Annotated in this window: 9 protein-coding genes, 2 rRNA genes and 1 pseudogene; 9 read left to right on the top strand and 3 right to left on the bottom strand. The window is 36.2% G+C overall.

Annotation, left to right across the window (positions count from 1 at the left end; all coding sequences use genetic code 11):
* Together NC799_RS02675 and rrf are read left to right on the top strand one after the other, a co-directional pair.
* Positions 1-272, top strand: a 23S ribosomal RNA gene (locus NC799_RS02675); the annotation flags it as partial.
* Between the two features lie 367 nt (positions 273-639).
* Positions 640-755 (top strand): 5S ribosomal RNA (gene rrf / locus NC799_RS02670).
* A gap of 245 nt (positions 756-1,000) precedes the next feature.
* Here rrf and NC799_RS02665 read toward each other — a convergent pair.
* Positions 1,001-2,260, bottom strand: coding sequence for a BaiN/RdsA family NAD(P)/FAD-dependent oxidoreductase (locus NC799_RS02665; RefSeq protein WP_272444765.1), 1,260 nt, complete (start codon positions 2,258-2,260; stop codon positions 1,001-1,003).
* Positions 2,261-2,418: 158 nt separating this feature from the next.
* On the opposite strand from NC799_RS02665, the gene NC799_RS02660 reads away from it, so the two are divergent.
* Both NC799_RS02660 and NC799_RS02655 read left to right on the top strand, forming a co-directional pair.
* On the top strand, positions 2,419-4,044 hold the full coding sequence (locus NC799_RS02660; RefSeq protein ID WP_272444764.1) for a putative polysaccharide biosynthesis protein: 1,626 nt from the start codon (positions 2,419-2,421) through the stop codon (positions 4,042-4,044).
* A gap of 21 nt (positions 4,045-4,065) precedes the next feature.
* A pseudogene (locus NC799_RS02655) lies at positions 4,066-4,774 on the top strand (pseudouridine synthase).
* A gap of 75 nt (positions 4,775-4,849) precedes the next feature.
* On the opposite strand, the gene NC799_RS02650 reads toward NC799_RS02655, so the two are convergent.
* Positions 4,850-5,068: a DeoR family transcriptional regulator gene (locus NC799_RS02650; protein WP_272444763.1), complete on the bottom strand. Its 219-nt coding sequence runs from the start codon at positions 5,066-5,068 to the stop codon at positions 4,850-4,852.
* Between the two features lie 151 nt (positions 5,069-5,219).
* On the opposite strand from NC799_RS02650, the gene NC799_RS02645 reads away from it, so the two are divergent.
* The 4 genes from NC799_RS02645 (at position 5,220) to NC799_RS02630 (ending at position 9,435) form a co-directional block, all read left to right on the top strand.
* The gene (locus NC799_RS02645; RefSeq protein WP_272444762.1) at positions 5,220-6,233 is read left to right on the top strand and encodes a potassium channel family protein; all 1,014 of its coding nucleotides are present in this window, start codon (positions 5,220-5,222) and stop codon (positions 6,231-6,233) included.
* A gap of 732 nt (positions 6,234-6,965) precedes the next feature.
* The gene (thpR, locus tag NC799_RS02640) at positions 6,966-7,529 is read left to right on the top strand and encodes an RNA 2',3'-cyclic phosphodiesterase (RefSeq protein WP_272444761.1); all 564 of its coding nucleotides are present in this window, start codon (positions 6,966-6,968) and stop codon (positions 7,527-7,529) included.
* A gap of 9 nt (positions 7,530-7,538) precedes the next feature.
* Entirely contained in the window at positions 7,539-8,435 is an 897-nt protein-coding gene (locus NC799_RS02635; protein WP_272444760.1) for an NERD domain-containing protein, read from the top strand.
* A gap of 205 nt (positions 8,436-8,640) precedes the next feature.
* Positions 8,641-9,435: a phosphotransferase family protein gene (locus NC799_RS02630; RefSeq protein ID WP_272444759.1), complete on the top strand. Its 795-nt coding sequence runs from the start codon at positions 8,641-8,643 to the stop codon at positions 9,433-9,435.
* Here the strand turns inward: NC799_RS02630 and NC799_RS02625 are convergent.
* The gene (locus NC799_RS02625; protein WP_272444758.1) at positions 9,422-9,709 is read right to left on the bottom strand and encodes a YtzH-like family protein; all 288 of its coding nucleotides are present in this window, start codon (positions 9,707-9,709) and stop codon (positions 9,422-9,424) included. The genes NC799_RS02630 and NC799_RS02625 overlap by 14 nt on opposite strands.
* Before the next feature lie 195 nt (positions 9,710-9,904).
* Here NC799_RS02625 and trmB point away from each other — a divergent pair, with 195 nt between their 5' ends.
* The gene (gene trmB, locus NC799_RS02620) at positions 9,905-10,546 is read left to right on the top strand and encodes a tRNA (guanosine(46)-N7)-methyltransferase TrmB (protein WP_272444757.1); all 642 of its coding nucleotides are present in this window, start codon (positions 9,905-9,907) and stop codon (positions 10,544-10,546) included.
* Positions 10,547-10,613 lie beyond the last annotated feature (67 nt).

Below are 10,613 nucleotides of genomic sequence, written 5' to 3'. Positions count from 1 at the left end.
TGGAAGTTTGAGAGGAGCTGTCCTTAGTACGAGAGGACCGGGATGGACACACCGCTGGTGTACCAGTTGTTCCGCCAGGAGCATAGCTGGGTAGCTACGTGTGGACGGGATAAGTGCTGAAAGCATCTAAGCATGAAGCCCCCCTCTAGATGAGACTTCCCATCATTTTAAATGAGTAAGATCCCTCAGAGACGATGAGGTTGATAGGTCCGAGGTGGAAGCATGGCAACATGTGCAGCTGACGGATACTAATCGATCGAGGACTTAACTAAAAATAAGGAAGCGAAGACGACCGGTTAAATCCGCCGGGATAAGCAAGACCGCGGAAAGGGTGTGAATTTTCACCCTTGGAGAGGTATTGCTTATAACGAGAGGATTTGGAAGTCGTAGCTGAACTGATAAAAAGTGAAGGCGACTGGTTAATAGCGTACGGATAGATAAGACAGCCTGTAGTACTCTGAACTTTGAGTATGAAAGGATGGATTAACTATACGCTAGCTATTAGGAGCCGGAACTAGATTGAATAAGGAAGCGTAGCGGGCTTGGTAGCCTCTGCTAAACAAAACTATGTCTTGTACCAACTTCTTATCTAGTTTTGAATGTACATAGGTAATGTTTTACCTTGAACTTCATAAAAGATCTGGTGGCTATAGCAAAGAGGTCACACCTGTTCCCATGCCGAACACAGTAGTTAAGCTCTTTTGCGCCGATGGTAGTTGGGACTTTGTCCCTGTGAGAGTAGGACGTCGCCAGGCAAGCACAAAAACTCTTGAAAGTTTATTTAACTTTTAAGAGTTTTTATTTGGATGTTTCATAAATGATGTTGATGGTAATGGGTTTCTTTATCGATACATTTAACTAAACAGATCAAAAAACTGTCGATAAGCAGATCGCTAATCGACAGTTTTTTATCAGTTTTGGATAGTTAAGCACCTAGTCCTAATATGCGACAATTGCCTGGCGCAAAATCAGTACTAAAGAGAAAAGAAGGAACTGCAGCTCAAGAAAAACTCTCCCAGGCAGCATTCATCCCCGCTACTCGACCAGTAACCATAGCAGATGTAATGTTATATCCCCCAGTATATCCGTGAATATCTAAAATTTCACCACAAAAAAACAATCGACTCATGATTTTAGATTGCATCGTGTTTGGAATGATTTCTTTTGTCGAAACGCCTCCACCAGTAACAAAGGCCTTTTCAATCGGTAACGAACCATTCACTTTAAACTGAAAGCTCTTTAAGTCTTGAATTAAATTTCTTACCTTTTCCCGGGAAATATTTGCTGTCTTTTCATCAATCTTCATGTCGTTTTTTGTGATGAGAAATTCCAAGTATCTTTCAGGAACAATGCCTTTAAAGATTGTTTTTATTGTTTTTTTTGGATTTTCTTCCATTAATTTCGTGTATCTTTGGATAAGGTCCTGTTCATTTTCAGCTGGAAGGGCATCAATCTCCATCGTTATTGTTTTGTTACCTTTCATAAGCTCTTTAACTACAAATTGAGAGCATCTTAATACCGCTGGTCCAGATATACCAAAATGGGTGAAAAGCATGTCCATTTGATGTGTAACAATCTTTTTGTTTTTATTGTTCATTACAGATAACGCAACATCTCTAAGGGCCAACCCTTGTAACAGTTTGTTTTGAATAAAACTTTCAGTGGAGGTCAAAGGAACTTCGGTTGGATAAATAGTAGTAATTGTGTGACCGGCCTTTTTTGCCCATGCATATCCATCACCAGTACTTCCTGTATGTGGAACAGCTTTGCCACCGACAGCAAGGATAACAGATTTTGTTCTAATTTTTTCCTTTGTTTGCAAAATTACTTCATGTTCCGATTCGCTAAAATGAATTGCTTCGACAGGGGCGTTTGTTCTAATTGTGACATTCAATTCTTTTAGCCGATTGATTAATGCATTAACAACACTCTGTGCAGAATTGCTAACCGGAAACATTCGTCCATGGTCTTCTTCTTTTAGCATTACACCTAAATTTTCAAAGAAATCAATAATATCGTAATTGTTAAAAATGGAAAAGGCACTATAGAGGAATCTTCCATTCCCAGGAATATGTTTAATTACTTCTTCCTGTGGAAGCCTATTGGTAACATTACATCTTCCTCCACCAGAGATTGCAAGTTTCTTTCCGAGTTTATTTCCTTTATCTATTAGGATGGTATTGGCACCATATTCAGCAGCTGCAATAGCCGCCATTAGGCCAGATGGTCCACCGCCTATAACAGTGACTTGATAAGACATTAATGTTCAATCCCTTCTCGATGTGTAGTTTTATTTTACTTTTTTAGGTCGGTATGTTCAAATACAACATAACTCCAAAGTAATTAAAATTCTACTTTGCCTTGTTACATATGATAAAATGATTGATGACTTTAACTTTAAATAATGCAGGTGAAATCATGTCAACGTCTTCAATTTTACGCGGCACATTGGTGTTAACAGCCGCAACCTTTTTGTCAAAAATATTAGGGATGATTTATGTTATCCCATTTGAAAACCTAGTTGGGGAACGAGGGTCCGCTTTGTTTTTGTATGCTTACAATCCTTACAATATATTGTTAAGTATATCTACAGTAGGACTACCTTTGGCTGTCTCGAAATTTGTGTCAAAATATAATGCGTTAGGTGACTTTGAAACAGGCAGAAGGATATTTAAGGCTGGAATCATATTAATGGCTATAACAGGTTTTTTAGCCTTTTTAATTCTGTTTTTTAGTGCAGATTTTTTGGCATCAAGAAGTATAGCGGAGGATTCAACAGGCAATTCAGTCGAAGACGTTACAATGGTTATTCGATTGGTTAGTTTTGCTTTAATTATTGTGCCTGGTATGAGCATTGTTAGGGGTTTTTTCCAAGGATATGAATCAATGGGTCCAACAGCTATTTCGCAAGTAGTTGAACAGATCGTTCGTATTGTTTTTTTATTGGTCTCTGTTTTTATTATTCTTCATCTTTTAAAGGGATCAGTTGCTTTGGCCGTAGGTTTTGCTACTTTTGCTGCATTTATTGGAGCAATTGCGTCGTGTATTGTCCTTTTTATTTATTGGAAGAAAAGAAGGGTATATCTAAATCGTCAACTTGACCAACAAAAGAAATTTAATCGGATACCAATTCGAGTTTTGTTTATCGAGTTGTTTCGTTATGCAGGTCCGTTTGTTCTAGTTGGGATTGCTACACCTTTATATCAACTTGTCGACCAATTTACGTTTAACCGAACGATGGCTACAATTGGGCTAAAGGATATTTCAGAAATTGCTTACGCGAGTATTAACTTTTTAGGACATAAATTAGTAATCATTCCTGTTACGATTGCTATCGGATTATCGTTAGCCATGTTACCAGCAATTACGAAGTCTTTCACAGAAAACAAACAAAAACAAATGTTTCTTCAGATGAATCAATCATTTCAAATTGTAATATTATTTGTTTTACCTGCAATCGTCGGGCTTTCACTTTTATCACATGAGGCTTATGGCGCACTTTATGGCCTTGAGACGATCCGTGTTTCTGGGCCACTTCTTGCCTGGTACGCTCCGGTTGCGCTGTTTTTTGCATTGTTTACAGTAAGTTCTTCCATTCTACAAGGTATTAATCAACAACAATTTGCCGTAATTAGTTTGTCAGTCGGTTTAATGCTAAAAATATTTTTAAATGTTCCACTGATTCAAACGTTCGGTGCAAAGGGAGCAATTTTTGGCACCTTTTTAGCTGTATCAAGCGCTGTTGTGCTGAATTTATGGAGAATAAAAACTAGTGTCTCCTTTCCTTTTAAACAATTGATAAAAAGATCGATCCTTATTGGTATCTTTACTTTAATGATGAGTGTTGCGGTATTACTAGCAAAATACGTGTTAAGCTTCTTTTTTACTTACCAAGACGGGAGAACAGAGTCTGTTATTATTTTATTGGTAGGCGTAATTGTTGGTGCCAGTGTTTACTTTTGGTTTAGCTATAAGTCGACACTTCTTGAACAGATTTTAGGCGGGAGAATTCGTAAATTAGATAAAATACTTCATCGAGATTAGAAAAACGAGGGTGTGTTGATTTTGAGAATAGATAAATTATTGGCTAATATGGGCTATGGAAGTAGAAAGGAAGTCAAGGCTCTTTTAAAAAGGGGTTGTAAAAAAGAATGATGTTACTATAAAGGGTAGCAGTGAGCACGTAGATCCAGAAGTAGATATTGTTAAAGTGTTTGATGAGGTTGTGGAGTACAAACAATTTATTTATTTAATGATGAATAAGCCACCTGGATATATTTCTGCAACGGAGGATAACCGTGACTTGACCGTGATTGATTTATTAGAGCCTGAAGACTTGGTGTTAAATCCATTTCCTGTTGGTCGTCTAGATAAAGATACGGAAGGTCTGTTATTATTAACGAATGATGGGAAGTTGGCACATCAACTTCTTTCACCAAAAAAGAATGTTGATAAGCTTTACTATGCTATAATTGAAGGTCGTGTGTCAGAGGAAGATGTGATAAGATTTAGGAACGGAGTAGTGTTAGATGACGGGTATGAAACAAAACCAGCTAAACTTACTGTAGTAGTTCGCGGTGAAGTTTCTGAGATTGAGGTTGCTATAACGGAAGGTAAATTTCACCAAGTAAAACGAATGTTTGAAGCTGTTAACAAAAAGGTTATATATCTTAAGCGTTTAGCAATGGGTACTTTGCAATTAGACGAGGACTTAAAGCTTGGGGAATATAGAGAGTTAACAGATGAAGAATTAGAGTATCTTAAGATGTTATAAAAAGGGCTAAACAAGCTTAACAGAACAAAAAATTAGGCTGACAGTTACAGGTCAGCCCTTTGGTATTCTATTTCTTTACGAAATCTTAACCTTCTTTTCCGTGATTTTCCATCTTCCCCGATTAGGACTTACTACTAAACCATTGTGTTCTAAGACATTTAAATCTCTTTGCACTGTTCGATCAGTAATTCCGAATTCCTCAGCTATCTCATTTGTTGAGACTGATCCGTTTTCTCTAATGTAAAGATAAACAGCCTTTACACGAGTTAGCATGCGGGTTGTTGATTGATTCAAAAAACCACTCCTTATTTGAAGCATAACATGTGGTGATTGTGAACCTAGATGTTAGTATTATTTTACACTTTTTTGATTGGCAACGCTAGATTAATCACCAAATTTACAGATAATTCATTTAATTCATATGTATTATTAAAGGGTGGATAGTATGTATTTAATAAGGAAAATTATGAAAAAAATCACCAAAATTCAAAACAGAGTTATTTTTATGATTAGCTTTGTCATGATTTTTGCTACATCTGGTTTGATCGTTTATGTGGAACAAGAAACATTCCCTACTTTTTTTGATGGCTTCTGGTGGGTGATGACAACAGTTACAACGGTTGGTTATGGTGACTATTATCCTGTTACATTTGTTGGCAGATTTATAGCGGTATTTCTCTACATATTTGGCATTGGTTTAATAGGTGTAGTAATTGGAAAGGTAGTAGATGGATTTTCTGATATTAGGAAAAAAAGGGAGGCGGGGGATATTGTGATTAAAGAAAAGGGGCATTATATCATCATAGGCTGGTCACAAAAAGCAAAATTTGCTATTAAGGAAATGCTTGAAACAAATTCACGAATTGAAATAGTTATTGTTGATACATTAGACAGCGCCCCATGGCTTGAAGATAACATCCATTATCTTAAAGGAAATGCATCGGAGGTTGATACATTGTTAAAGGCTAATGTAAAAGATGCTAACGCAGTGTTAGTCTTTGCAGACGATCAGATTAAGGATGACCAACTAGCCGATGGTAAAACTTTATTAATTGCATCTGCAATTGAATCAGTTGCACCTAATGTCCATACGATTGTAGAAGTGATGGACGAACACCACATTAAGAATTTTGAGCACGTTAAGGTCGATGAATTTGTCCTTTCCAATGAAACCATTTCATCGATTCTCGTTAGGTCTGCCTTTAGAAAGGGAATCTCAAAAGTATATCGGCAACTACTCCAAAGGTCACATGGTGATGATTTATATTTCATTGAAAGAAAAGCTCAGTGGAAAACATATAGAGATGCCTTTACTTATTTACTTGAACATGGCGCAACCTTAGTTGCTGATCGAGATAATTTAAGCATAAATCGGATGTTAGATCATGATATTCCAAGCGATGCAGAACTGTATGTCATCTGTGATGATGTTACTTACTCGCAATTAATTGATAAATAAGGCTGTCGCAAAGAATGTTGCGCCTGCTGTATAGTTTATCTAAATGCGCACTAACTTGTTAGGGTTGATTTGCGCTCCGGGCAGTCGCTTATTAGTGATTGGGGGCTTCATCAACACTTTTTATTAATCTGCCCTTAATTCCGTCGATGAATGGAGTCATCATCAACACTTTTTATTAATTTGACCTAAATTCTGTCGATGATTGGGGGCTTCATCAACACTTTTTATTAATCTGCCCTTAATTCTGTCGATGATTGGGGCCCTCATCAACACTTTTTATTAATCTGCCCTTAATTCTGTCGATAATGAGCATCCATTATCTGCTCGCGTACGTAGGTTTTTACAGTTGAGAATAAAAAACACAATCGAGGTGTATTCGGGAGCAAAGATTAACACTGATTTTTTTCGCGTAATAGAAAGCTTCACTTAGTGGAGGCAGAATACGAAGATTCCAATGGGAACAGCAACGAGTCCGAAGAGCCCGCAAGAAGCGCCCTTTACTTCTGAGAAGGCTTTGGCCGCGCCCACGGAAAGCGAAGTATTCTGTCGGAATGCGAGTCAGAAAAAATTCACTGTTACGCAGATCCATCTACTGCGCCAGAGTAAAAGCAAACAGCCATAAATAATAATCATAATAAATTTCTTTAAATGACAGAGTTTGCAACAAACTAAGGATAACAGCTTTAAGAATTCCCTGCTCCAGGCAGTGAAATTCTAAATATGGAGGAATAGATGATGACAAACCATTATTTTATTGCGGTACAATTAAATAATGAACTACAGAGTATGCTCTCTGATTGGCAAGAGAAGCTACGAAAAGAAAATGAATTGAAGTATAAAAGTTGGACAAGTCCAGATGATTTACACATTACTTTAAAATTTCTTGGAGGATTGGAAGAGGATACAATTGAATTATTAAAGAAAAAGCTGTTGTCAATTAATACTATCCACCCTTTTTTCATAGAAATAAATGGACTAGGAATATTTGGGAACGCTAACCAACCAAGAGTGCTCTGGACAGGTGTTGAACCAAGTCAAGGTTTGTTCGACTTACAAAAGGAAGTAGAAAAAATTTGTGTGGAATGTGGTTTGAAAGCAGAAAATCGACCGTATCGACCCCATATTACTTTAGCTAAAAAATGGAAGGGTGAAAAAATAAATCCAACATTTATTAAAGAGCTTTCTTTAGATTTTATAGAAAAAAAAGACCAGTTAGTTAAGGATTTTGTTTTATATCAAATTCACCCATCACGATCACCTAAATATGAGGTGGTCCAAAGCGTTTTGTTGAAATGAGGTCAGGAAATGGCGCAGTTAATCAAATTAGAGGATTATATCTCCAGGTATGAAAAGGATATCTACCATTATCCAGCTAAGTTTATCAGACTAAAGAAAGATAAGTGGAAAAAGGTTGAGCAAGAATGGGAAGTGCAGTCAGAAAATTCTAATAACAAGACGGACAAGGAAAAAGAAATCGATGATCAAGTTAAGAAGTGGAAGTTTTTTTTAAAGCGAAAAGAAGTTGTCTCAAAGTTAACTAGCGAGGGGGAAAGAAATCTTCCCTTAACGAAAAAAGAATTGAAAATTCAGTATTTAAACAATCTGTTGCCATTCCAACTGAACTGGGCATCAACAACTGTAAATGAAATGTCCTTTTTAGACCGCCATTACTTTGACGATTTGAAATTAAAGTATTTGCTACAGCGATTTCCTGATACTTATCTGCTATTGTATTATCCTGTATTCCAATTGAAAAATCAACCAATGGACGGAGAGATTATCTTAGTTAGTCCAATTGAAATAGAAATCATCAAATTTGTAGAAATTGAATCAACTATAACTATAATCACTAGTGATGATCGCACTTGGTCCGTGAAAAAAAACAACAGTCATAAGACACTTCTAAGCCCGTTAGTTAGCTTAAATCGAACTGAGCAGGTGATACAGAGTATCTTGAAGAAATACAAAATAGAATTTCCAATTCGAAAGGTTGTTTTATCAAGAACAAACGAGATAGAGTATAATTTAGAGCCTTATCATACTAGAATCATAGGTAGGAAAGAACATGAGCAGTGGTTAAATGATAAAAGGAAACTTATAGCCCCAATCAAACATCAACAATTAAAGGTATGTGATTTGTTGCTAAAGCATTGCTTTACAAATGCGTTCCAACGCCCGGAATGGGACGAGGAAGGAGACTAACCATTTGACGCTACTAAAGGTGTAGTTTTATGTTACTGGTTAGCTCAGTTTTTTAGAAACAACGAGTCTACTTAAAATTTCTTGGTCGTTTATGAAAAAAATACTTGAAATTACCTAGTGAAATGAGTTAATCTATTTTTGTTACGCTAAAAAAATAGTACCTTTAAAATACTAGATTCGCAACACGCAGATTGAAGGTGAAAACTTGGAACATATACTAGGAAACGATTGGATTATAACTTCTGCAGGGGGCTCAACGGGTGAAGCCTATTACGCTCAAGGTGAAAGAAAACGACTATTTCTAAAACGTAATTCTTCTCCTTTTATTGCTGTTTTATCTGCTCAAGGAATTGTTCCAAAATTAGTATGGACCAAACGATTAGAGAATGGTGATGTCATAACAGCACAAGAATGGCTTGAAGGTAGAGAATTGACCTCGGAAGAAATGAGACATCCAAAAGTAGCTATGTTACTAAGTAAAATCCACCATTCAACAGAATTGTATGATATGTTTGTTCGAATCGATAAAGACCCAATTCAACCATATCAAGTTTATCAAAACTGTATTAATCAATTAAACGAACTAATAAAATCAATCGAAGTGAAAAAGGCACTTGATTGGATAGAAACAATGCTACCTATGGTTGAAAATAACACAATCCAACAAGTGGTTTGTCACTGTGATATGAACCATAATAACTGGTTACTTTCGGAAGACGGACAGTTATATCTCATAGATTGGGATAATGCGAAAATTGGCGATCCTGCCATTGACATAGGTATGATATTATATAACTATATTCCAGAAAATGAATGGGATCAATGGTTAGAAAGCTATGGTATCAACGGGGACCAAGAATTACTTAATCGCATGTACTGGTATTTGTTTATTGAAATGATTAATAAACATGAGGAAGTAACGAAACAACATAAATACAAAGAAGCCGCACAATTCCAGCAAGAATTGCAACGACTTCTTTCGCGGGTTATTGGGTGCTAGTAATATCGATTGCTTGTACCCAATTTTTTATGTTTTCTTGATTGGCTGATATGTGCTCATCAAGATTTTGTGCAAGCTCACCTTGTCGTCCGTAGTGATAAATCTCCGGTAGAATTTGGGCCAACTCTTGATTATTTACGGAATTCTTGGCCATAATCGATTGAACAATTCGTTTAATTTGTTGACATTCCGAAATACTTCCGCAACAGTCCTCCGATTGTTCCGTTAATAAATCATAGAGAACGTGTAATTGATCATTAACATTTAATGTCATTTTTGTGCACCCCCACCTTATGCATACTATTTGTAAAAAGCAACATATCTATACAAAGACAGATTATTTTTTAGCGACCTAGTAATTCTTCCTTTACTGACAAAAAGCGTGATAATCTTTAATCGATTACCTAAATTTTAGACGGGAATTTTTGTAATCACTCACATGTAATTTTTTAAGATGGAGGCTTTAAGTATGAGAGCGAGACATAAGCCATGGGCGGATGAATATATACAAAATCATGAAAATATTGTGGTGTTAAATCCAGTAGAGCAAAAAGGTAAATGGCAACAGGTTTTTGGGAATAATAACCCGATTCACCTAGAAATTGGAACAGGAAAGGGTCAATTTGTCACTGGAATGGCTACCCAATTTCCAAAATCAAATTTTGTGGGAATGGAAGTTGTGAAGAGCATTATAGTTAGTGCAATTGAAAAAGTTGAACAATCTGGTAACTCAAATATTCGGCTTCTGAATGAAAATGCTAATGACTTAACAGAAATATTTAGTGAGAATGAGGTTGATACTATTTACCTTAATTTTTCTGACCCATGGCCGAAAAACAAACATGAAAAAAGAAGATTAACATATGCGTCCTTTTTAAATCAATATCGTTATATTTTAAAAGATGGCGGAAAGGTCATTCTAAAGTCTGATAACAAAGGTTTATTTGAATATTCAGTTGTTAGTTTCTCAAAAAATGACATGGTGCTAGATGAAGTATTGTTGGATCTTCACGCAGAAGGTGACCCAACTAACGTTCTTACAGAATACGAAGAGAAATTTTCAAGTCAAGGGCAACCAATCTATCGGTGTAAATCGCACTTTAAATCATAGCTATTACTTAACTTAAAAAAAGATTAAGCTTCAGGCGAGGCCACTGAAAAAGTTAATTAATAAAGAG

This window comes from Aquibacillus salsiterrae, assembly GCF_028416595.1.
GTDB lineage: Bacteria > Bacillota > Bacilli > Bacillales > Amphibacillaceae > Aquibacillus_A > Aquibacillus_A salsiterrae.
The sequence above is the reverse complement of the archived record's forward strand: the minus strand, read 5'-3'. Positions and strand labels throughout refer to the sequence as shown.

What these genes read in the sequence shown, in the direction of transcription:
- thpR (WP_272444761.1), top strand. Translation starts at nt 6,966, where the DNA reads ATGATGACAAACCATTATTTTATTGCGGTACAATTAAATAATGAACTA.
- NC799_RS02625 (WP_272444758.1), bottom strand. Translation starts at nt 9,709, where the DNA reads ATGACATTAAATGTTAATGATCAATTACACGTTCTCTATGATTTATTA.
- NC799_RS02665 (WP_272444765.1), bottom strand. Translation starts at nt 2,260, where the DNA reads ATGTCTTATCAAGTCACTGTTATAGGCGGTGGACCATCTGGCCTAATG.
- NC799_RS02645 (WP_272444762.1), top strand. Translation starts at nt 5,220, where the DNA reads ATGTATTTAATAAGGAAAATTATGAAAAAAATCACCAAAATTCAAAAC.
- NC799_RS02660 (WP_272444764.1), top strand. Translation starts at nt 2,419, where the DNA reads ATGTCAACGTCTTCAATTTTACGCGGCACATTGGTGTTAACAGCCGCA.
- trmB (WP_272444757.1), top strand. Translation starts at nt 9,905, where the DNA reads ATGAGAGCGAGACATAAGCCATGGGCGGATGAATATATACAAAATCAT.
- NC799_RS02635 (WP_272444760.1), top strand. Translation starts at nt 7,539, where the DNA reads ATGGCGCAGTTAATCAAATTAGAGGATTATATCTCCAGGTATGAAAAG.